The organism is Ensifer sp. (assembly GCF_031989085.1).
In the GTDB taxonomy this organism is placed as follows: Bacteria; Pseudomonadota; Alphaproteobacteria; order Rhizobiales; family Rhizobiaceae; genus Ensifer.
Window position 1 is genome coordinate 214,511 of sequence record NZ_DALZXU010000009.1, and the last position, 22,352, is coordinate 236,862.

At 63.7% G+C, this 22,352-nt stretch carries 20 protein-coding genes; 7 read left to right on the top strand and 13 right to left on the bottom strand.

The annotated features are described in order from the left end of the window. The 3 genes from glgX to RTP54_RS27150 all read left to right on the top strand — a co-directional run bounded on the left by glgX (position 1) and on the right by RTP54_RS27150 (position 3,125). Entirely contained in the window at positions 1–1,965 is a 1,965-nt protein-coding gene (gene glgX, locus RTP54_RS27140; RefSeq protein ID WP_312366846.1) for a glycogen debranching protein GlgX, read from the top strand. A 74-nt stretch (positions 1,966–2,039) separates the two neighbouring features. Then, on the top strand, positions 2,040–2,528 hold the full coding sequence (locus RTP54_RS27145) for a MaoC family dehydratase (RefSeq protein ID WP_112807551.1): 489 nt from the start codon (positions 2,040–2,042) through the stop codon (positions 2,526–2,528). A 63-nt stretch (positions 2,529–2,591) separates the two neighbouring features. After that, positions 2,592–3,125, top strand: a complete 534-nt coding sequence (locus RTP54_RS27150) for a GNAT family N-acetyltransferase (RefSeq protein WP_312366849.1) — start codon at positions 2,592–2,594, stop codon at positions 3,123–3,125. A 46-nt stretch (positions 3,126–3,171) separates the two neighbouring features. On the opposite strand, the gene RTP54_RS27155 is transcribed toward RTP54_RS27150, so the two are convergent. The 5 genes from RTP54_RS27155 to RTP54_RS27175 form a co-directional block, all read right to left on the bottom strand. Continuing rightward, complete coding sequence (locus RTP54_RS27155; RefSeq protein ID WP_312366850.1) at positions 3,172–4,296, bottom strand: zinc-dependent alcohol dehydrogenase family protein; 1,125 nt, start codon at positions 4,294–4,296, stop codon at positions 3,172–3,174. A 121-nt stretch (positions 4,297–4,417) separates the two neighbouring features. Continuing rightward, complete coding sequence (soxG, locus tag RTP54_RS27160) at positions 4,418–4,969, bottom strand: sarcosine oxidase subunit gamma family protein (RefSeq protein ID WP_112833920.1); 552 nt, start codon at positions 4,967–4,969, stop codon at positions 4,418–4,420. Continuing rightward, positions 4,962–7,955, bottom strand: coding sequence for a sarcosine oxidase subunit alpha (locus RTP54_RS27165; protein WP_312366852.1), 2,994 nt, complete (start codon positions 7,953–7,955; stop codon positions 4,962–4,964). The genes soxG and RTP54_RS27165 overlap by 8 nt, the downstream gene beginning before the upstream one ends. Then, positions 7,952–8,272 (bottom strand): sarcosine oxidase subunit delta, encoded by a 321-nt coding sequence (locus RTP54_RS27170; protein WP_112807559.1) that lies wholly within the window; start codon positions 8,270–8,272, stop codon positions 7,952–7,954. The genes RTP54_RS27165 and RTP54_RS27170 overlap by 4 nt, the downstream gene beginning before the upstream one ends. Before the next feature lie 17 nt (positions 8,273–8,289). Further along, positions 8,290–9,543 carry a sarcosine oxidase subunit beta family protein gene (locus RTP54_RS27175; protein ID WP_312366855.1) on the bottom strand — a complete coding sequence of 418 codons (1,254 nt, stop codon included), beginning with the start codon at positions 9,541–9,543 and terminating at the stop codon, positions 8,290–8,292. 337 nt (positions 9,544–9,880) lie between these two features. Between RTP54_RS27175 and rpsU the strand changes: the two genes are divergently transcribed. The 3 genes from rpsU to RTP54_RS27190 all read left to right on the top strand — a co-directional run bounded on the left by rpsU (position 9,881) and on the right by RTP54_RS27190 (position 11,865). Beyond that, entirely contained in the window at positions 9,881–10,093 is a 213-nt protein-coding gene (gene rpsU / locus RTP54_RS27180; RefSeq protein WP_025424858.1) for a 30S ribosomal protein S21, read from the top strand. Positions 10,094–10,355: 262 nt separating this feature from the next. Continuing rightward, on the top strand, positions 10,356–11,240 hold the full coding sequence (locus tag RTP54_RS27185; RefSeq protein ID WP_112807563.1) for a tetratricopeptide repeat protein: 885 nt from the start codon (positions 10,356–10,358) through the stop codon (positions 11,238–11,240). Positions 11,241–11,388: 148 nt separating this feature from the next. After that, a complete protein-coding gene (locus RTP54_RS27190) occupies positions 11,389–11,865 on the top strand; it encodes a DUF992 domain-containing protein (RefSeq protein ID WP_112807565.1) in 477 nt (158 codons plus the stop codon). A gap of 169 nt (positions 11,866–12,034) precedes the next feature. Here RTP54_RS27190 and RTP54_RS27195 read toward each other — a convergent pair whose 3' ends face one another. The 6 genes from RTP54_RS27195 to RTP54_RS27220 all read right to left on the bottom strand — a co-directional run bounded on the left by RTP54_RS27195 (position 12,035) and on the right by RTP54_RS27220 (position 19,136). Further along, positions 12,035–13,435 (bottom strand): NAD(P)(+) transhydrogenase (Re/Si-specific) subunit beta, encoded by a 1,401-nt coding sequence (locus RTP54_RS27195; RefSeq protein WP_112807567.1) that lies wholly within the window; start codon positions 13,433–13,435, stop codon positions 12,035–12,037. Between the two features lie 9 nt (positions 13,436–13,444). Beyond that, positions 13,445–13,864 (bottom strand): proton-translocating transhydrogenase family protein, encoded by a 420-nt coding sequence (locus RTP54_RS27200; RefSeq protein ID WP_112807569.1) that lies wholly within the window; start codon positions 13,862–13,864, stop codon positions 13,445–13,447. Then, the gene (locus tag RTP54_RS27205) at positions 13,864–15,012 is read right to left on the bottom strand and encodes a Re/Si-specific NAD(P)(+) transhydrogenase subunit alpha (RefSeq protein ID WP_312366862.1); all 1,149 of its coding nucleotides are present in this window, start codon (positions 15,010–15,012) and stop codon (positions 13,864–13,866) included. The genes RTP54_RS27200 and RTP54_RS27205 overlap by 1 nt, the downstream gene beginning before the upstream one ends. A 343-nt stretch (positions 15,013–15,355) precedes the next feature. Further along, positions 15,356–15,580 (bottom strand): aa3-type cytochrome c oxidase subunit IV, encoded by a 225-nt coding sequence (locus RTP54_RS27210; RefSeq protein ID WP_112807573.1) that lies wholly within the window; start codon positions 15,578–15,580, stop codon positions 15,356–15,358. A 244-nt stretch (positions 15,581–15,824) separates the two neighbouring features. Next, entirely contained in the window at positions 15,825–16,547 is a 723-nt protein-coding gene (locus RTP54_RS27215; protein WP_312366863.1) for an N-acyl amino acid synthase FeeM domain-containing protein, read from the bottom strand. Positions 16,548–16,826: 279 nt separating this feature from the next. Further along, positions 16,827–19,136 carry a putative bifunctional diguanylate cyclase/phosphodiesterase gene (locus RTP54_RS27220; protein ID WP_112817119.1) on the bottom strand — a complete coding sequence of 770 codons (2,310 nt, stop codon included), beginning with the start codon at positions 19,134–19,136 and terminating at the stop codon, positions 16,827–16,829. Between the two features lie 419 nt (positions 19,137–19,555). On the opposite strand from RTP54_RS27220, the gene RTP54_RS27225 reads away from it, so the two are divergent. Beyond that, positions 19,556–20,314 (top strand): gamma-glutamyl-gamma-aminobutyrate hydrolase family protein, encoded by a 759-nt coding sequence (locus RTP54_RS27225; RefSeq protein WP_312366866.1) that lies wholly within the window; start codon positions 19,556–19,558, stop codon positions 20,312–20,314. Here RTP54_RS27225 and RTP54_RS27230 read toward each other — a convergent pair. Both RTP54_RS27230 and RTP54_RS27235 read right to left on the bottom strand, forming a co-directional pair. Then, a complete protein-coding gene (locus RTP54_RS27230; protein ID WP_112807579.1) occupies positions 20,311–21,279 on the bottom strand; it encodes a 2-hydroxyacid dehydrogenase in 969 nt (322 codons plus the stop codon). The genes RTP54_RS27225 and RTP54_RS27230 overlap by 4 nt on opposite strands. Before the next feature lie 26 nt (positions 21,280–21,305). Next, the gene (locus RTP54_RS27235) at positions 21,306–22,328 is read right to left on the bottom strand and encodes a LacI family DNA-binding transcriptional regulator (RefSeq protein WP_025424869.1); all 1,023 of its coding nucleotides are present in this window, start codon (positions 22,326–22,328) and stop codon (positions 21,306–21,308) included. Positions 22,329–22,352 lie beyond the last annotated feature (24 nt).

Consider the following 22,352-nt stretch of genomic DNA (forward strand, 5'->3'; position numbering starts at 1 on the left):
ATGCCGACCGCTGCACTGCCACCCCTCGGCGCTACCCTGACATCCGACGGTACGCGCTTTGCCGTCTGGTCGCGCAATGCCGCACGTATCGACCTCTGCCTGTTCGATAAGGCGGGCGGAAAGGCGCTACAGCAGCTACCGATGACGCGTAACGGCGACGTGCACAGCCTGTTGGTTGCCGACGCGCCGAAAGGGACCCGCTACGGCTTTCGCGCCGACGGCGTCTATTCGCCCGATCACGGTCTCTGGTTCGATCCGTCGAAGCTGCTGGTCGACCCCTACGCCATCGAACTCGACCGGCCGTTCCGGCACGATCCGAGGCTCACCATATTCGGAGAGGACACCGCAGACCTCGTGCCGAAGGCGATCGTCACAGACATCAAGACCGCCAAGCCGAAGCCGCCGATCTTCAAGACAGGCGGGCTGATCTACGAGATCGCGGTCAAGCCATTCACGGCCTTGCGCCAGGACATTCCCGAGGCCAATTGCGGTACGGTCGCAGCACTTGCCGAGCCCGCCATCATCGCGCATCTGAAGCGACTTGGCGTTTCCGCCGTCGAACTGATGCCGATCGTCGCCTGGATCGACGAGCGCCACCTGCCGCCGCTCGGGCTCTCGAACGGCTGGGGCTACAATCCGATCGCGCCGATGGCGCTCGATCCCAGGCTGGTGCCGGGCGGGGTCAAGGAGCTTCGCCAGACGGTCGAGGCGCTGCGCAAGGCCGGCATTGGCGTCATCCTAGATCTGGTCTTCAATCATTCCGGCGAAAGCGACCGGCTCGGCACCACGCTCTCGATGCGCGGGCTCGACAACCTTGCCTACTATCGCCACGTCACCGACAGGCCCGGCGATCTCATCAACGACACCGGTTGCGGCAACACGATTGCCTGCGACCATCCGGTCGTACAGGCGCTGATCCTCGACAGCCTGCGCCATTTCGTGCTGGCGACCGGGGTCGACGGCTTCCGCTTCGATCTCGCCTCGATCCTCGGGCGCGACATGACCGGCTTCCACCGCGACGCGCCGCTGTTTGCAGCCATCCACGCCGATCCCGTGCTTGCCGATCGCATCCTGATCGCCGAACCCTGGGATATCGGCCCCGGCGGCTATCAGCTCGGCAATTTTCCAGCGCCCTTTCTCGAATGGAACGACCGGGCCCGCGACGACGTCAGGCTTTACTGGCGCGGCGACCGGCATGTGATCGGCGCGCTTGCGACAGCGCTCGCCGGCTCGTCCGACACCTTCGCCCGCTGGGGCGACGCCGGCACCCGGACGGTCAACTTCATCGCCGCCCATGATGGCTTCACCCTTGCCGACATCGTTGCCTATGCCGGCAAGCACAACGAGGCCAACGGCGAGGAGAACCGCGACGGTCACAACGAGAACCATTCCTGGAACAACGGCGCCGAGGGCGAGACCGCCGACCCCGAGATCGTGGCCGCCCGCCGGCACGACGTCATGGCTCTGATCGGCACTCTGTTTGCCTCACGCGGCACGATCATGCTGACCGCCGGCGACGAGGGCGGGCGCACGCAACGGGGCAACAACAATGCCTATTGCCAGGACAATGCCATCACCTGGATCGACTGGGACGCCATGGACGAGAGGCTGGTTGCCCACACCGCGGCGCTGTCGGCACTCAGAAAGCGCTTCCATGTCTTCGGCGAGACCACCTTCTTCACCGGCAACGGCGATGTCGACTGGTTGCGCCTCGACGGCCACAGGATGGCGGCAACGGATTGGGAGCACCCGGCAACCGACAACCTGATGATGGTGCTTGCGACCCGCGACGGCAGCAGGAAGCGACCAACGCGGCTTGCCGTCATCGTCAATCGCAGCCACGCGCCACACCCGTTCCACCTTCCCGAAAGCCTCGACGGCCGCTGGCAGGATGCGCTTTCCGCCAAGCCGCCGCCGACCTTCGTGCCCGCGCGCTCGGTTTCCTTCTTCGTCGAGAATTTCTGAACCATTCCGACCACTTGCTAGACATCACCCAGCAGGCCTATAGATTCGGCGGGGGCCACTTTCAGGACAGTCACATGCTGAAGGATATTTCACTTACCGACATCATGCCGCGCGTCGGCACCGAGATCGGCGTCTCCGACTGGATCACGGTGACGCAGGACATGATCGACAAATTCGCCGAGGCAACCGGCGACTACCAGTATATCCACGTCGACCCGGTGCGCGCCGCCGCCGAGACGCCGTTCGGTGGCACGATCGCCCATGGCTTCCTGTCGCTGTCGCTGTTGTCGGCGATGAACTACAGCTGCCTGCCGAAGATCCGCGAACAGACGTTGGGCATCAACTACGGCTTCGAGAAGGTGCGCTTCGTGGCACCGGTCAAGACCGGCAAGCGTGTGCGAGGGCACTTTACCATGTCCGACGCGCGCTTCCGTGGCGCCAGCATGCTGATGATCACCTACGATGTCAGCGTCGAGATCGAAGGCGAACGCAAACCGGCGCTGACCGCCACCTGGCAGACGATCATCCAGTTCGATCCGAAGGACCGCCCGGCCGATGCCTGAGGCAAGGGCAGCCCGACAACACCTGCACGACCCAGCTTGCACCTGGGCGGGGAAATCGACGCGATGATCGTCGAGCCGGCCGACGGCCGCTTTGTCCCGGACTTTGCGGCATGCGATTTTTCCTTCGAAGTCACGGCGGAGGTTCTGCCACCGTTTGACGGGCCAGGGCTCGGCGGCATCAGGGAACTGGAAGCCTACCGAAAGACCTACCACACGAACCCCGTCGAACTGATGGAAGCGGCGAGCGATGATGATGCCGCGCTCTTCGTTGTGCGTGAAGCGGACCGGATGCTCGGCTACATCGCATTGTCCATTAGTTGGAACGGCTACGCCGAGATCGATGATATCGCCGTCGATGCCTCGGCGCGCCGTGCCGGCGTCGCCGTGGCGATGATGGACAGGGCCGTGCAATGGGCAAGAGACCACAGCCTGGCGGGACTTCGCCTCGAAACCCAGTCCAACAATGTTGCAGCCTGCCGTTTCTACGCACGATACGGTTTCGAGCTGGCCGGCTACGACCGCTATCTCTATACGGCGCTCACCCCGGACACGCGCGAGGTTGCGCTCTATTGGTATCTTCGTTTCGACGCCGACTAGAGCGCCGTGCGTTCGTATGAACGCGAAAAGGTCGCTCTAAACCTGATCAAAATACGATGACGTGGCGGATGACCTTGCCCTGGTCGAGCAGGTCGAAGGCCTCGTTGATCTCCTCGAGCGGTCCCGTGCTCGACAACAGCCTGTCGACCGGCAACTTGCCGCGTCTGTAGAGCCCGATATAGCGCGGAATGTCGCGGCTCGGCACGCAGCTTCCCATGTAGCTGCCGCGAAGCGTGCGCTCTTCGGCAACAAGGCTGACCGCCGGAATGGCGATCTGGCTCGACGGATGCGCAAGGCCAGCCGAAGCCGTCGCCCCGCCGCGACGGGTGATGCGATAGGCAAGCTCGAACGCCTTGACGGAGCCTGCCGCCTCCAGCGCATGGTCGACACCGCCCGATGTCGCCTCGCGGATCGTCTCGGCCACGTCAGGAGCGGTGGCGACGAATGTGTCGGTCGCACCGAGCGAGCGCGCCAGCGCCAGCTTGTCCTTGCTCAGATCAATCGCCACCACCCGCTCCGCCCCGGACGCGACCGCTCCGAGAACCGCGGCAAGCCCGACACCGCCGAGGCCGACGATTGCCACCGACTGGCCCGGCTGAACCCGGCAGGTATTGACGATGGCCCCGACGCCGGTCAGCACCGCGCAACCGAAAAGCGCTGCCTCGACCAGCGGCAGATCGGCGTCCACCTTGACGGCTGAACGACGCGACACCACCGCGTGCTCGGCAAAGCCGGATACGCCGAGATGGTGGTGGACCGGAACGCCGTCGCAGTGGATCCGGCGTGCGCCTGAAAGCAGCGTTCCCCGGCCGTTGGCCTCGGCGCCGGGAAGGCACAGCGCCGGGCGGCCTTCGGCGCAGGGCAGGCAATGACCGCAACTCGGCATGAAACTCATCACCACCCGGTCGCCGGGCTTGAGGTCGCTGACCGCGCTGCCGACGGCCTCGACCGTTCCCGCCGCCTCGTGGCCGAGCGCCATCGGCACCGGGCGCGGCCTGTCGCCGTTGATGACGGAAAGATCGGAATGGCAGAGGCCGGCCGCGCCGATGCGCACCAGCAACTCGTCGGGACCAGGCGGGTCGAGATCGACCGTCTCGATGGAGAGCGGCCGCGACCGTGCATAGGGCCGCTCGACCGGGGCGTGCCTGAGCACGGCTGCGCGTGTTTTCAACCTATCCTCCCGCTTGTATCGGGGGACAGCTTAGCCGCCGGAGGTCGCCGGGGGCAAGGTCGCATCGGTGCCTGACGATCGGCCTATGAGACCGCCAAGCCCCTGCTGCACGTTGTCGATGCTAGTGGCCGGCGTCCGCCGCCCCTTCCGACAGCATGCCGAAGACGTAGGGCGAAAACGACCGCCAGCATTCGACGCGGAACGTGTCCTCGGCGATGCGCAGGAGCACGATTTCCACCTTGCCGAGGATCGTGCGCGAGCAGGCGCCAACAGGAAAGATCGCCAGCGACAGGTCCTGCGGGCAGCCGCTGTTGATGGCCACCTCCGCACCGGGTCCGCTGACGATGACGGCAACGTTGCGATGGGAAACGTCGACCGCCGAATGCAGCGTGCCGCTGGTGGCCGAAGCCGCCATCAGGTCGGCTTCGCTCTCGTCGATGACAAGCCATTCGTCCGGGCCGAGCCAGAGCGCATGGCGCTTGCCACTTGAAGCCGAAGTCTTCGGCCTGCTCGGCAAGGTCACACCCAGCGCCGCCGAAAGACCGGCAAGCGCATCGGTGCCGGCCCTGAGCGACAGCCGCGAAGCGGCCGGTGCCGGCGTCAGGATCACGTCGGTAAACCCGCCGCGCGCGGTCAGAGCCGCCTTGCGGGTTGCAGTTGCCAGATCAGCCATGGAGGCGACCCCCTTCCTTGTCAAAGAACACCATGTCGCTCACCTCGACGGCGATCGTCCTGTCGGCCATCGGCACGTAGAGTGTCTGGCCGAGGCGGGCGCGGCCGCCGGCAACGACGGCAAGCGCGATCGAGCGACCGCAGTTTTCCGACCAGTAGGACGACGTCACATGGCCGAGCATCGTCATCGGCTTCGGCTGGTTCGGATCGGCGACGATCTGTGCGCCCTCCTCCAGCACGACGGTCGGATCCTTCGTGAGGAGGCCTACGAGCTGCTTGCGACCCTCCTTGACCAGATCCGGTCGCTTGAGGCCGCGAATGCCGACGAAATCGGTCTTCTTCTTCGAGACGGCCCAGGACAGCGCCGCGTCGTCGGGTGTGAGCGTCCCGTCGGTGTCCTGGCCGACGATGATATAGCCCTTCTCGGCGCGCAGCACGTGCATGGTCTCGGTGCCGTAGGCGCAGGCGCCCATCGGCTCTGCCCGTTCCCAGATCGCTTCCCAGACCGCCTGGCCGTAGTCGGCCGGCACGTTGACCTCGAAGCCGAGCTCGCCGGTGAACGACATGCGGAACAGCCGGGTCGGCACACCGCAGATCTTGCCCTCGGCCACGCTCATATGCGGGAAGGCTTCGTTGGTAAGATCGATGCCCTCGACCAGCGGCGCGATGATCTCGCGCGCCTTCGGACCCTGGACGGCGATGACGGCCCATTGTTCGGTCGTCGACGTAAGCCAGACCTTCAGGTGTGGGAACTCCGTCTGCAGGTAGTCTTCCATGTGGTTCATCACCCGCGGCGCACCGCCGGTGGTGGTCGTCACGTGGAAGCGGTCCTCGGCGAGCCTGCCGACAACGCCGTCGTCATAGACGAAGCCGTCGTCGCGCAGCATGATGCCGTAGCGGCAGCGGCCGGGTTTCAGCGTGTCCCAGGCGTTGGTGTACATCAGGTTGAGGAACTGAGCCGCATCCGGGCCGACCACCTCGATCTTGCCGAGCGTCGAGGCGTCGAACAGGCCGGCGACCTCGCGCACGGTCTTGCATTCGCGCGCCACCGCCTCGTGCATGCCCTCGCCCGCCTTCGGGTAGAACCAGGCGCGTTTCCAGTTGCCGACATCCTCGAACGCAGCACCTTGCGCCTCTTCCCAGGCATGAACGGGCGTCTTGCGCGCGGGATCGAACAGGTTCCCACGCGAATGATTGACGATCGCGCCAAAGGTGACCGGCGTATAGGGCTGGCGGAAAGTTGTCAGCCCCACCTGCGGAATGTCCTTGCCGAGTGCTTCTGCGGCAATCGCAAGGCCATGCATGTTGGACAGCTTGCCCTGGTCCGACGCCATGCCGTTGGTGGTAAAGCGCTTGATATGCTCGATCGACTGCATGCCCTCGCGCACCGCAAGCCGGATATCCTTGGCGCAGACATCGTGCTGGAAGTCGATGAAGGCCTTGACGCTGGTGTCGGACCCGGCGCCTTCGGCCGCCCCGATCATGCCCCCGGTCCAGCCATAGGCGTTGTCGCCGTGCAGCGTCACCTGGGTGCCGCCCTCGGCGCCGGCCGCACGCGCGGTCAGCTCACCGGCGGCGAGCGCCTCGTCGATCGTTGCCTGCAGGTCGTCGGTGCCGTTGCATGCGCCGATCGACAGGCAATCCTGCAGATAGGTGCCGGGCAGGAAGCGCTGCGTTTGCGCATCGAACTTCACCTTGCCGCGCGATTGCGAGAATAGATGCACCGACGGCGTCCAGCCGGAGGAAACCAGCAGCGCATCAACCGCGATCTTGCGCGCCGATCCGCCGCCATTGCGGGCGACGCTGATCGACGATACGCGCAACTTGCCGCCGGCATTGACGACGGAGTGGCCGGTCAGCACCTCGATCCCGAGGCGGCGGGCTTCCGCAAGCACCGCTTCGCCCGGGTTATCGCGGCAATCGACGATAGCAGGGACGGCAACGCCGGCGCGCTTCAGGTCGAAGGCAGCTTCATAGGCGGAATCGTGGGCCGTGTAGACGCCGACCTTCGAGCCGACGGCAACACCATAGTGATTGAGATAGGTACGGCCGGCAGAGGCGAGCATGATGCCCGGACGGTCGTTGTTGGCGAACACCATGTGGCGTTCGATCGAGCCGTTGGCGAGGATCACTTTCTTGGCCCGCACCTGCCACAGCCGCTCGCGCGGCAGTGCCTTGTCGAGCGCCGGCAGATGGTCCGTCACCCTTTCGACGAGGCCGACGAAATTGTGGTTGTAGTAGCCAAAGCCGGTGGTGCGCGTCAGCACCGTGACGTTGTCCATCGCCGCAAGCGTCCTGGCGGTCGCCTGCGCCCAGTCCCAGCCATCCTTGCCGTCGATCGTCGTGCCGCGTTCATAGCGCAGCGCCCCGCCGACATCTGGCTGCTCGTCGCAGAGGATCACCTTGGCACCCGCCTTGGCCGCGGCAAGCGCTGCCGAAAGGCCGGCGACGCCGGCGCCGATGACGAGGACATCGCAATGGGCATAGCGGCTGGCATAGTGGTCCGGATCCGCTTCCGTCGGCGCCACGCCGAGGCCGGCGGCACGCCGGATGAAGGGTTCGTAGATCGCGTGCCAGGCAGCCTTCGGCCACATGAAGGTCTTGTAATAGAAGCCGGCGGCAAAAAATGGCGACAGGAGATCGTTGAAGCCGCCGACGTCGAAGGCGAGCGACGGCCAGCGGTTCTGTGATTCAACCTTCATGCCGTCGAAGACTTCCTGCACCGTGGCGCGCACGTTCGGCTGGCGGCGGGCCGCGTCGCGCGAAACGTCGAGCAGCGCGTTCGGCTCTTCGGCACCGGCCGAAAGAATGCCGCGCGGACGGTGGTATTTGAACGAGCGCCCAACGAGGTGAATGCCGTTGGCAAGCAGGGCCGAGGCGACCGTGTCGCCTTCAAGGGCCGTCAGCGTGCGTCCGTCGAAGGTGAAGCGGGCAGTGCGCGCCGGCGTCAGGCGTCCGGCACCTGCGATACGATTGGTGCCGCTCATCGTGCCGCTCCCTTGTCCCGCTCGCCGTTCAGAATGGCGGCCACGTCGGGCTTGGGTTCGCCCGCCTTGTAGGTGGTGTAAAACCGGTCGCTGACCGTATCGCGCGCGGCGTTGAAGAACCGGCCGCAGCCGTGGATATGGCGCCAGCGCTCGAAGATCAGACCCTTGGGGTTCTGACGCAGGAAGAAGTACTCCTCGAATTCCTCGTCCGTGATGTCGGCGATGTTGTCGGGACGCGCGATATGAGCGTCGCCGGCGCCGCGGAATTCGAGCTCGGAGCGCTCTTCCTCGCAATAGGGGCAATAGATCAGAAGCATCTCGAAATCCTTGGCAATCAGTGCGCAACGGCGGCAGCGGCCGCCTCGTCGATCAGTCGGCCGGTGCGGAAACGGTCAAGCGTCAGTCCGGCGGAAAGCCGGTGCGGTTCGCCCTTTGCGATCAGATGGGCAAAGAGGTTGGCCGAACCCGGCGTCGCCTTGAAGCCGCCCGTGCCCCAGCCCGCGTTCAGGAACAGGCCCGGAACCGGTGTAACGCCCTGGATCGGCGAACGATCCTGCGTGACGTCGACGATGCCGCCCCATTGCCGCATCATCTTGACGCGACGGAACATCGGGAAGAGTTCGCAGATCGCATCCAGCGTGTGGGTGATGATCTGCAGGCCGCCCGTCTGGGAGTAGGAATTGTACTGGTCCGTGCCCGCGCCGATGACGAATTCGCCCTTGTCGGACTGCGAGATATAGGCGTGCACCGAATTCGACATGACGACGCAGGGGAAGATCGGCTTCAACGGCTCCGACACCAGCGCCTGCAGCGGCTGGCTCTGCAGCGGCACGCGCACGCCTGCCATTTCCATCAGCACCGAGGAGTGACCGGCAGCGGACACGCCGATCTTTTTCGTGCCGATGAAGCCGCGATTGGTGTCGACGCCGGTCACATGGCCGTTCTCGTCGCGGCGGATACCCGTGACCTCGCAGTTCTGGATGATGTGCACGCCGCGATCGGACGCGCCACGGGCATAACCCCAGGCAACCGCATCGTGGCGGGCCGTGCCGCCGCGCCGCTGGAGAGCTGCGCCGTTGATCGGGTAGCGGGCGTTCTTGGCGATGTCGAGCGGCGGGCAATAGGCCTTGGCCTGCTCCGGCGTCAGCCACTCGTTGTCGATGCCGTAGAGGCGATTGGCATTGATGTGACGCTTGAACGACTGCTGGTCGTGGATGTTGTGCGACAGCATCATAACGCCGCGCGGTGAATACATGACGTTGTAGTTCAGATCCTGCGACAGGTTCTCCCAGAGCTTCAGCGAGTGCTCGTAGATGTCCATGCTCTCTTCATAGAGATAGTTGGACCGGATGATCGTGGTGTTTCGGCCGGTGTTGCCGCCGCCGATCCAGCCCTTTTCGAGCACCGCGACATTGGTGATGCCGTGCTCCTTGGCGAGGTAGTAGGCAGCACCCAGACCGTGGCCGCCGCCGCCGATGATGATCACATCATAGTCCTTGCGGGGCTCGGGCGAGGCCCATTGCGGCCCCCATCCCTTGTGGCCGCGCAAAGCCTCGCGCGCCACGGCAAAAACTGAATATTTGCGCATCCGCCTGTTACTCCATGAACCCCGGTGATCATTCTCGTTGGCGTTAGAAATCGCAAATCCGGCGCCCACGCAACGTTTCTTTTGCGACGCAAACGCGCGGACTTGCGCGCAGTTGCGACATCGCCGCGTCGCGCCATCTGCGGCGTGATGATACACATGCCTGGCCGCGGTTGCGGATTTTTCAGCACGGCCTGATGTCCTCGCTGGACTTTCCGCCGATGATCTGGTATCCGCACCTTCAATCGTCGAGCTTTCAGCTCAGCGAACGTAGCTTTTTTTGCCTCCGACACCTGACGTGAGGCATCAACTCGAAACAACCAAAGGAACGGGATTTCACGTGCAGGTACTTGTCCGCGATAACAATGTTGATCAGGCGCTCCGCGCTCTCAAGAAGAAGATGCAGCGCGAAGGCATTTTCCGCGAAATGAAGATGCGTGATTTCTACGAAAAGCCGTCCCAGAAGCGCGCCCGCGAAAAGGCTGAAGCCGTTCGCCGCGTCCGCAAGCTGGCACGCAAGCGCGCACAGCGCGAAGGCCTCGTTGCCCGTTAATTTGTCGATTTTTCGACGCTTTTCGATCTAAGTCGGGCGGGGGCGAAATATCGCCGCCGCCTTTCTTTTGGTATGGACATCTTTTCCGTCGTCGGGCTAGCGTGACAATCGCAGCCGGCAACGGTGGCCGGTGCGGCGCTTGACGCCGGACGGTTTGCCGCAGGCTCAGTTAGCCTCGGCTGTGGAGCCCCGCGAATTTCGCCGGTCTCCGTTAACGGGAAGCCGATGGCTTTCGGACCTAGTCGCATTGAGGGATCGACCTTTGACACTTGCTGCCATGACTGCGGACGTCGCCGGTTTCACCACCCAAGAGGCGCGCCGCCGCCACCAGCGCAAGCCGAAGCTTGCCGCCATGCTGCTTCTCGGATCGGCCCTGCTTCTCGCGGGTTGCCAGACCGAAGGACCGGAATCGATGGCCAAGGTGGAGCGCGAACAGGGCTCGCAGGGCAATATCGCCTCGCTATCGAGCGTGATCGCCTCCAATCCGAGCGATCCGGAAGGCTACAACGTTCGCGGTTCTGCCTATGGCCGTGCCGGCGAGTACCGCCGCGCCATCGCCGATTTCGACCAGGCGATCCAGCTGAACCCGCGTTTCTACCAGGCCTTTGCCAACCGGGCGCTCGTTCATCGCAACATGGGCAACACCCAGGCGGCCCTTGCCGACTACAACATGGCGCTGCAGCTGAACGCCAACTACGACGTGGCCTATATTGGCCGCGGCAATCTCTACCGCCAGGCCGGCCAGCTCGATTCCGCCTTCAACGATTTCAACAAGGCGATCCAGCTCGACACCACCGACCCGCGCGCCTACCACAATCGCGGCCTGATCTACCAGGCGCGCAACCAGCACGGCCAGGCGATCGAAGACTTCTCGACCGCGATCTCGCTGTCGCCGAGCTCGCCGGAACCCTATAACGGCCGCGGCATTTCCTACGTCGCCCAGGGCGATGACGACAACGCCTTCTCCGACTTCAACACCGCCATCACGCTCGACGGCAAGGTTGCCGAATCCTGGGCGAACCAGGCTCTCGTCTATGAGCGCAAGGGCGACAAGGTGAAGGCCTCGAAGTCCTACTCGCACGCCCTGCAGCTCGACCCGAAATACGAGCCGGCGCGCGCGGGCCTCGCCCGGGTGAAAGCCTCGTAACAGGCAAGACTGCCCTCCCTCTTCAACGCCCGCGACCACGTCGCGGGCGTTTTCGTTTGCCCGTTGCGCCGATCGCTTCATCCGCGACGAAGGGAACCTTCCCGGCCACCATCCGTTTGCCCCACGGAATGACAACGGAGAGTGACCCATGATCAAGAAGACCATCATTGCGACGCTGGCCCTGGCAGCCCTTAGCGCCGGCCCGTCCGCAGCCCAGAACTATGTCGCGCTCGGCCGCCTCGTCTGCGGCTCCGACGGCGGCACGGGCATGATCCTCACTTCGACGAAGAACCTCCTGTGCACCTTCACCCCGGCCAACGGCGCGCCGAAGGCAAGTTATGCCGGTACCATTCGCAAGATCGGCATCGACATCGGCAAGACCGGCAAGAGCACCATGGTCTGGGATGTGCTGGCCAAGACCGGCACGCCCGTGACTGCACATGCCCTTGCCGGCGAGTATTACGGCATCGGCGCCGATGCCAGCCTCGCCGTCGGCGGCGGCGCCAAGGTGATCGGTGGCGGCACCAACAAGGCCTTCATGCTGCAGCCGGTCAACGTACAGGTTCAGGAAGGCCTGAACATCGCAATCGGCGTCGACGAACTGACGCTCGCGCCTGCGAGCTGACGGCGCGGCCCCTCACGCAATGCCGGCGGGATGATCCTCGCCGACAGGCGTCGAGCTGTCGGGGAGGCCGACCCCTCCACAGCATGCCTGCTTCACCGGCAGTTCGACGCACGCAACGAAAACGCCCGCCAATAGGCGGGCGTTTCCATGCGAGCCTTGGCCTCTGCCGTCAGGCGTGCAGCGCCTTGACGATGTCCTCGGTCACCTTCTTGGCGTCGCCGAGCAGCATCATCGTGCCGTCCTTGTAGAACAGCGTGTTGTCGATGCCGGCATAGCCGGAGCCGAGCGAACGCTTGACGAACAGGCAGGTCTTGGCCTTGTCGACATCGAGGATCGGCATGCCGTAGATCGGCGAGGACGGGTCGTCGCGCGCGGCAGGGTTGGTAACGTCGTTGGCGCCGATGACATAGGCGACATCCGCCTGGGCGAATTCCGAGTTGATGTCTTCGAGCTCGAACACCTCGTCATAGGGAACGTTGGCTTCCGCAAGCAGAACGTTCATATGGCCGGGCATACGGCCGGCAACCGGGTGGATCGCGTATTTCACGTCGACGCCTGCGGCCTTCAGCTGGTCGCCGAGTTCGCGCAGTGCATGCTGCGCCTGGGCAACGGCCATGCCGTAACCCGGAACGATGATCACCTTGGAGGCGTTGGCCATCAGGAAGGCCGCATCGTCGGCAGCACCCTGCTTGACGGTGCGCTGGACGCCGTCGTCGACGCTGGCTGCCGCCGCCTCCCCACCGAAGCCGCCCAGGATGACCGAGATGAACGAACGGTTCATGCCCTTGCACATGATGTAGGACAGGATCGCACCGGACGAGCCGACGAGCGCACCGGTGATAATCAGCGCCAGATTGCCGAGCGTGAAGCCGATGCCGGCCGCTGCCCAACCCGAATAGGAGTTGAGCATCGACACGACCACCGGCATGTCGGCGCCGCCGATCGGGATGATGATCAGGACGCCGAGCGCCAGCGACAGCAGGACGATCAGCCAGAACACCGTCGTGCTCTGGGTGACGACCAGCAGGATCACCAGCACGACGAGGGCGATCGCCAGGCCCGCGTTAACGACGTGACGGCCGCTCAGCATGATCGGCTTGCCGGACATGCGTCCGTCGAGCTTCAGGAAGGCGATGATCGACCCGGTAAAGGTGATCGCACCGATGGCGACGCCGAGCGACATCTCGACCAGCGCCTGGGCGTGAATGTCGCCGAGGGTGCCGATGCCGAAGCTTTCGGGCGCATACATCGCCGCGGCGGCGACCATGACGGCCGCCAGACCCACGAGCGAGTGGAAAGCGGCGACAAGCTGCGGCATCGACGTCATGGCAATGCGCCGGGCGATCACCGCGCCCGCACCGCCGCCGATGGCAAGGCCGAGCACGATCAACAGGAAACCGCCGAAGGTGGGCTTGGCCAGAAGCAGCGTGGTGACGATGGCAATGCCCATGCCGACCATGCCGTAGGTGTTGCCCTTGCGGCTGGTGGCCGGGTGCGACAGGCCGCGCAGCGCCATGATGAAGAGCACGCCCGAGACGAGATAGAGGAAGGCTGCGAAGTTAGCGTTCATCGGCCGGCCTCACTTGTCTTTTTTCTTGTACATGGCAAGCATGCGCTGGGTGACCAGGAAGCCGCCAAAGATATTGACCGAGGCAAGCACCAGCGCGATGAAGCCGAAACCGGTCGCAAGCCCCGAGGCCGAGATGCCGACGGCGAGCAGAGCGCCGACGACGATGACCGACGAAATCGCGTTGGTGACGGCCATCAACGGCGTGTGCAGGGCCGGCGTCACCGACCAGACGACGTAGTAGCCGACGAAGATCGACAGCACGAAGATCGCCAGGCGAAAGACGAACGGGTCGATCGCGCCGCCAGTTGCGCCATGCGCCAATGCACCGGCTGCGTCGGCGGTTTCGGGCAGGTTCAGCGCTGCCTGCTGGACGGCCGCAACCGCCTTGTCGAGTGCATCGAGCGCTTTTTCCAATGCTTCGTTGGCCATCAAAGATCCCCCTTCTTCTTCGGCTCGAAATTCGCGTTGACGATGGCGCCGCCATGGGTGAGCGCCGTCGCCTTGACAAGCTCGTCCTCCATGTTGAGCGCCAGCGCCTTGGTTTCCTTGGAGACCATGGTCTCCAGGAAGGTCACGAGGTTCTTGGCATAGAGGCCGGAGGCGGATGCGGCGATCCGGCCGGGCACGTTGAGATGGCCGACGACCTTGACGCCTTCGACGTCGGCGACCTTGCCGGGCTCAGCACCTTCGACATTGCCGCCCCGTTCGATGGCGAGATCAACCACGACCGAACCGGGCTTCATGCTCTTGAGCATCTCGCGCGTGACGAGCCGCGGCGCCGCACGGCCGGGGATCAACGCCGTGGTGACGACGATGTCCTGCTTGGCGATGTGTTCGGCAACAAGCGCTGCCTGTTTCGCCTGGTATTCCTTGGACATTTCCTTGGCGTAACCGCCGGCGGTTTCGGCCGCCTTGAATTCCTCATCCTCGACGGCGATGAACTTGGCGCCGAGCGAGGCCACCTGCTCCTTGGAGGCCGGCCGCACATCGGTTGCCGACACAACGGCGCCGAGACGGCGAGCCGTCGCGATCGCCTGCAGGCCGGCGACGCCGGCACCCATGACGAAGACCTTCGCGGCGGGAACCGTTCCTGCAGCCGTCATCATCATCGGCAGCGCCCGGTCGTATTCGTACGCTGCATCGATCACGGCCTGGTAGCCGGCAAGGTTTGCCTGGCTCGACAGCACGTCCATCGACTGGGCTCGGGTGATGCGCGGCATCAGTTCCATGGCGAAGGCGGAAAGACCGGCCTTGGCCATTTCGGCGACCGCATCCTCGTTGCCATAGGGATCCATGATCGCGATGACGATCGTGTCGGACTTGTAGCCGGCAATTTCGCCGCTCGTTGGCCGGCGTACTCTCAGGACGACGTCCGCCGTCCCCGCATCGGCAACGGTGCCGATCCTGGCGCCGACCTTCTCGTATTCCGCATCCGGAATACGAGACAGAAACCCGGCGCCGGCCTCGACGACGACGTCGAAGCCGAGCCCTTTCAGTTTCTTCACGCTATCCGGCGATGCCGCGACGCGACCCTCGTTCGGATCCGTTTCCTTGGCGATAAAGACAATTTCGCTCACAAGTCCCCTCCCTGGCCGCAATCGAGCCAAGGCTGGAATGCGGGCATCCTGTCCGACTGCAAAGCGGCCGCTCAAACGAGCAGGCGCCCTCCCATGTGCAAAGCACACATTCCCCTGGAGACAGGCAAGGCCTGCCCTCCACTCCCCCTCACGCGGTGAGGATAATGCGCCGCGCGTTCTGGAACGAACACGTCAAGGCGCTGCGAACATTCATGAGCCTCAGGCAAGACGATCGACGCTCCCAGTCGATGCCGTGCGGCTTTCATCCGGACATCCGGTCCGGCAGGTAGCCAAGGGCGGGCCTCCCCGGCCCGTCCGTGGCTAGTCGTGTCGGCGATGCCGATTAACGAAGGAAGAAGAAACCGGCGACGTTGAGAAGGATGAACAGCACCAGCGAGGAGAAGAAGCCCATCGTGGTGAAGAAGAAGGCCGCCATGGCAATCAGCAGGACGACGCAGAACATCGTGCCGTATTTCGTGGCACTGAGGAAGTAATCGTAGGTCTTCTCGTGTTCCGCATAATCCATGGGAGCACCCATTTCGACCGGTCCAGAATGATGCTCAGCCATCGTCCAATTCTCCCAGAATGCTGCGGCACGACCGTCTGCCGTCGCCGCCCTTCAACCTTGATCCACCAATGGCCCCGGCGCAAAAGCGCGCGCAAGCCTATTAGCTGCCCATACACAATGCCGGCCCCGGGCGCAACGAAAACCCACTGCCGCGTCCGGTTGCCTGAGGCGATATGCCGCGCGCCCGTGACGCGCGTCGCGATCGCACGGTTTCAGCCAACCGCCAGCCGACTGTAGACAGCCATCAGCGGAATACGGATGTGCGATAGGAACGGCCGGAACCGTTTTGCGCCATGCGCGCCGTCGGCAGGATTGTCAGCGGGGCGAACGGAACCTCTTGGCGATCCGCAAACATCAGGCGACGCTCGAACGGCTCGGAATCGAAGATCGGGTATCGGTCGAGGATCGAGGGCCGCTGTCCCCTCACCTGCGCGACCAGAAGCGCGCCATCGGCGTTGTAGACGCCAAGGTTCTCGCGCTTGGCGACGACCGTCTCGGACGCGAAGATGCGCTTGTAGAACGCTGCATGCCGCGGCCGGCAGGCCGTAAGGCACCGGTCGGCGGTGAAGTATTCGCACGCCATCGCCACCGGGCGCAGCGTCAGATAGGGAAGCGCCCGCATCTCGTCGCCGGTGACATCGGGATCGACGGCCAACCTGCCCGGATCGACCAGGACCATGCCGGCATCGAGAAAGACGTCGATCTCGGGACCGAAGATCAGCCCGGACGTACTCGCCCTGTGTTCAGGCGTGACGTGGTGGACGCGCACGGTGCTGACCAGGTTCTCGTCGAGGTAGATGCCGAAGACATGGGCGTGGCTGTCGAAATCGAGATCGTCGATCAGGGTCGAGCCGGTCAGCTCCATCAGATTGACGGCCTTGTACGCCTTGTAGCGAAGCCGGGCGATATCCTCCATGTCCTCGCCTGCCTCGACCCGTCGATACTCGACGCGATCGAGCAGAAGCATAAGCTTCTCAGAAAAACTCCCAGGCTCCGCCCGGTGAAGACCTTCACCCATTTTCCGACCCTCATAGTTAACGAAGCGTTAAACTATTGACGGCCCGGGCGGCAGCAACAACAAAATGGCACAACCTGGAATTAACCTATTGTTAACCTTAATATTTCGTAAATTTTCATGGTTAACGAAGTGTTGCGCATGCAACCACACGGCGCCAATCCGGGCGATGGCAGGGCGAAAGATGATCTTGCGGTGAAATAAGGCGCCGTCGGCGACCGGACGCAGGCGTCAGGCGATACGCTTGCTCGAAGGTGAATTGACCGGTTTCTGGACACCGTTCTGGCAGAACGCCTCGATTGCCGATGCCGGCATCGGCGCTGCGAACACAAAACCCTGTATCAGATCGGCGCAGTGATAATCATTGATCAACTGCAACTGGTCGGCCGTTTCCACGCCCTCGACGATGATCTTCAGGCCAAGTGCACGCCCCAGATTGGCCGTGCCGCGCAGGAGTTTGAAGCGACGTGTGTCTTCACGGATGTTGCGCACGAAAGACCGGTCGATCTTGATGATGCTCACCGGCAGCACGTCGAGATAGCTGAGGCTGGAATAGCCGGTGCCGAAATCGTCGATGGCGATGGTGATGCCGCTATCGCGCAGCTCGGCCAGAATTGCCTGCACCTTGGCCGGCTCGTCCATCAGGCAGCTTTCGGTCACTTCGAGATGCAGGCGCGACGCATCGAGGCCGGTGGCGGCAAGCGTCCGCCTGACGACGGTGACGATGTCGTTGCTGCGCAGGTCGAGCACCGACAGGTTGACCGAAACGGAAACGTGGCCGGGCCAGCTCATGCAGTCCCGGCACGCCTGCTCCAGCACGAAGCGGGTGATTTCGGTAACGAGGCCAAGCTCCTCAGCAAGCTGAATGAACACGTTCGGCGGCACAGGGCCGCGTTCGGGATGTGTCCAGCGCGCCAGCGCCTCGCAGCATTCGAGGCGCGCGCCGTTCGGCGTGAACATCGGCTGGTAGGAAAGCGTCAGCGCGCTCGCATTGATCGCATCGCGCAGATCGCTCTTCAGTTTCTGGCGGTCGAGATAGCGGGCATCCATTTCGTCTTCGAAGACCGTGCAACCGCCCTTGTTGCGCGCCTTGGCTTCCGACAGTGCGAGATCGGCCTTGATCTGCAACTCTTCGAGCCGGAAGGCGCTGCTCGGCACGATCACCACACCGGCATTCATGGTCATGTTGAAGGTGAAGCCACCGGCCAGATAGGCGCCGCGCAATCCGGCATGGACCGCGCGCATCTGCGCCTCGAGGTCCGGCAGATGCATCCTGTTCGGGAAGAAGACGACGAATTCGTCGCCCATCAGGCGAGCGGCGATCGCGGTGTTGCCGACGAGGGATTTCAGCCGGCCGGCAATGGCCTGCAGCAGCCGGTCACCGACGATATGGCCGCGCATGTCGTTGACGTGCTTGAACTCGGCGACGTCGAGCACCATCAGCCCGACCTCCACGTCCTGGCTGCCTTCCAGCGCCATCGCGGTGTGTGCAAGCTCGGTGAAGTAGTCGCGGCTCGGCAGGTCGGTCAGCGTATCGAAGCGCACCATCTGCAGGATCTGCCTGTCGGCCTGAACGCGCGCGGTCACGTCCTCGAAAATCAGCACGACTTCGCCGTTTTCGTGCCGACCGGCGGAAAACTCGAGAAACAGGTCATCGGTGACCGGTACCAGCACCTGGGTCTTCTTGCCCTTGATCAACAGGTCGAGCTGACGGGAAATCACGCGCGTGTCGTCGACGCTGAGCGACATGCGCCTGACGCCGCGGCGCACGACATCGTCGAGCAGGCGGTCCCTAAGGTCGGCCTTGTCGCCGAGCATCAGGAGCGCGCAGGCACGCTCGTTGGCAACGACGATCCGGTTGTCCCGGTCGAGCATCAAGAGCCCGTGCGTCATGTTGTTGAGTGCCGCGTCGAACTGTCCGGCGATCGTTGCGACCTCGCGCGCGGCCAGCACGTTTTCGTAGAGGAACGCGCGCACATTGTTGGCCATCATCCAGGTCGAGAAGATGAAGGGCAGGATCAGGATCGCCAGGATCAGCATGAACGGGTCGCGCAGCGTGATCAGCCCGATCACGATCGGCAGGCAGGCCGACGAGGACAGCAGCAAGACCGCGCGTTCGGAACCGTAGTTTCGCCCGACGAGCGAGATCATCGAGGCGAGCGTGACGGAGATGCAGGCAAGTTCCGCGAAGGAATCCCGACTGACGGCGATCGCGTAGCCGCAGGCAATGCCGCAGGTCAGTGTCACGCTGACGCCGCCGAGAATATAGCGGTTCTCCCATTTTCTGACCGTGGCACGGTCGGCATTGGAAAAATCCTGGCGATCGAAGCGCGCCATGTCGAGATTGCGCAGCACCCAGAGCGCCATGACGGCTGCGGTGCAGATGAGGTAGAGCGGGTCGGAGGTCTTGAAGTAGACGAGCACGAAGGTCACGACATGCGAGAGCATGCCGATCAGCAGAGTCCTGCGATGTTCGTAGAGCGAACTCACAGACGACAGATAGACATCTGTCGGGAGAGCGCCCCGTTCATTGCGCGTCATGAACCCATAGCTCCGGTTTTCCGGATTTTTAGAGGCGATGATTTAACGAAAGATTTCGTGAAAGCGCCGCCTCGAAGCCTTGTATTACAACATTCAAACGGTGCCCCGTGCGAGTTTTTCGCAAACTCAACCTAGTATTGCGAAACCAAAGGACACCCGATGTTTTCTACAACCATTCATAGACATAAAGAGCTTTTACTTTCAGCCATTGTATTTAAGCAAATTCTGCTTGGCAAACATCATATCCACCGATTCACTTGGGTTTTGGTTACCCAAAACTGAAGAAATAACCATCACTTCCTGCCGCCTTCACCGGCAACACCCGGCCACCGAGCCGCCTCGTCGTCACTGCGCTTGCCAGTTGACTTTGAACCGCAACTGGCGCCATGGCTTTTCCGAGCGATATACGGAGCCTGATGATGTCGAAACCTGTCGTTGCCATCCCCTGCGATTTCCGCGAATTCGACGGCAATGTCTGGCAAGTCGTTGCCCATCAATATGTTCGCGCCGCCGTCGAAGGCGCCGGTGTCATGCCCTTCCTGATACCCGCACTCGAAACCGGCAACGATATCGACGAGATCCTCGATCGCGTCGACGGCGTTCTGGCAAGCGGCGCCCGGTCCAATGTGCATCCCTCGCTCTATGGCCGCGAGGCCAAGGACAGCGACGGCCCCTTCGATCCGGGCCGGGATGCCACCAGCCTGCCTCTGATCCGCCGCGCGATCGAGCGCGGCGTGCCGCTGTTTGCCATCTGCCGCGGCATCCAGGAACTCAACGTCGCGCTCGGCGGCACGCTGGCGACGGAAATCCAGGAACAGCCTGGTGTCTGGGATCACCGCAAGCCCGACGTTCCCGAACTCGACGTCGCCTATGGCATCCGCCAGGATGTCATCGTCAAGGAAGGCAGCTGTCTCGCGCCAGTGCTGGGCGCCGGCCGCCTGCGCGTCAATTCCCTGCATCGCCAGGCGATCGGCGCCGCCGCACCGCGCCTTGCCGTCGAAGCCGTTGCCGACGATGGCACGATCGAGGCGGTCTCGGTGATCGGCGCCAAGGCCTTCGCCGTCGGAGTACAATGGCATCCGGAATACTGGGTGCGCACGGACGCACCGTCGGCGAGCCTGTTCAGGGCCTTCGGCGATGCCGTGCGGACCTACGCCGCACGCCGCATCGCCGCCTAACGGGCCCGTCGTTCGAAAGGCGTTTCCGGCACCGGCGTCAATGCCTTGCCGGAAGAAAACCAGGCCTTGAGGTTGTCGACCACCAGATCCGCCATGGCGTTGCGGGTGACGACCGAGGCCGAGGCCACATGTGGCAGCAGCGACACGTTCGTTAGCGCCAGCAGCGCATCGGGCACGTGTGGCTCATTGTCGAAAACGTCGAGCCCCGCGCCGGCGATGACGCCGTCCTGGAGCGCGGCAACCAGCGCTTCCTCGTCGACGGTCGAGCCGCGTCCGACATTGATCAGCACACCGTTGCTCCCAAGCGCCGAAAGCACGCGGGCGTCGACCGTCTTTCGTGTCGCATCCGTTCCGGGAACGATGACGACAAGCGTGTCGACCGCCGCGGCAAGACCTTCGAGCGTCGGATGGTAGGCATAGGCAAGGCCGTCGCGCCGGCTGCGCGTATGATAGGCGACCGAAACGCCAAAGGCTTCCAGCCGCTTGGCGATGGCCAGTCCGATGCGCCCGAGGCCATAAAGCCCGACCGTGCGACCGCGCAGCGACAACGGTGAAAGCGGAAAGGCGCCTTCCCGCACCCAGCGCCCCTGCCGCAGCCATTCCTCCGCCTGCGGCAAAAGGCGCAGGGTATTGATCAACAGGCCGATCGCCGTATCGGCGACCTCTTCGCTGAGCACATCGGGCGTGTTGGTAACGGCTATGCCCTTGGCGCTCGCGTGCGTCACGTCGACCCCGTCATAGCCGACGCCGAAATTGGCGATGACTTCGAGGCCCGGTAGCGCGTCCATCAGATCGGCCGGCACGCGCCCGGAGACGGCAATACCCTTGATGTCAGCCATATCCGCCGTCACCAGACTCGCGTCCGGACGCTCCACCCGCACGATGTCGAACATCTCGGGCAGCCGCTGCAGCACCCGTTCGTTGATTTTTCCGGGCACGAGGATGCGGGGAAGGTTCGCGGACATGGGCACTCCGGGTATGAGGGATTTCGTCAGGCGGTGACGCGCAACGGGCCGGTCGACTGGCGGATGCGCATTTCCGGTTTGATCAGATGGATACCGTCGGGCTCGTGGCTGCCGGACAGCTTGTCGAGCAGCGCACGCGCCGCACTGCGGCCGACATCGGCCTGACCGTTCCACACGGTGGTCAGCGCCGGCGTCGCGATCGACGCCTCCTCCAGATCGTCATAGCCGGTGACCGAGATGTCGACACCGGGAACGAGCCCGGCGCGGGCGATACCGTTCATCATGCCGATCGCCACCAGGTCGTTCCAGCAGACGACCGCGGTCGGCTTCTGCGGCAGCGACAGCAAGTGCACCGCCGCTTCGAAGCCACCCTGCTTGGAGCGGGGGCCGGGAATGCGCAGCTCCGGATCGACCTCGATATTGGCCTTGCGCAGCGCATTGACATAGCCCTGGTAGCGGTCGCGACCGGTCGAAGTCTGGTCGGTGCCGCCGACCATGGCGATACAGCGGTGACCAAGGCCGATCAGATGGTTGGTGGCGAGCGAAATGCCGTAGGCGTCGTCGCCGCGGAAGATCGGCACATCCAGCCCCTCGATCGAGCGGGCGATCAGGATCGCCGGCATGCCGTTGTCCTCGGCAAGCTGGATATCCTCCGGCGGCGTGCCTATGGCCGGCGACATGATGACGCCGTCGCCGCCGAGCTGGAGCAGCGTCTCGATGAAATCGCGCTGCTTGTCGACCGAATCGTAATGGTTGGAAAGGATGAAAGTCTGCTTGTCGCGATCGAGCTCCGCTTCGATCGCCTTCAGGATTTCGCCGTAGAACGGGTTCATGATGTCGTGCACGACGACGCCGATGATGCCGGAGCGCGATGTCCTGAGGCTGGCGGCGCGGCGGTTGTAGATGTAGCCGAGCGCGCGGGCCTGTTCCTTGATCTTGTCGCGTGTGAGGGTCGCCACCAACGGACTGTCACGCAATGCCAGGGATACCGTTGCCGTCGAAAGACCGAGTGTTTCCGCGATCGTCGAAAGCTTGACCTTTTGCGCCACGATGCCCCCTGTTTAAGCCGAGTT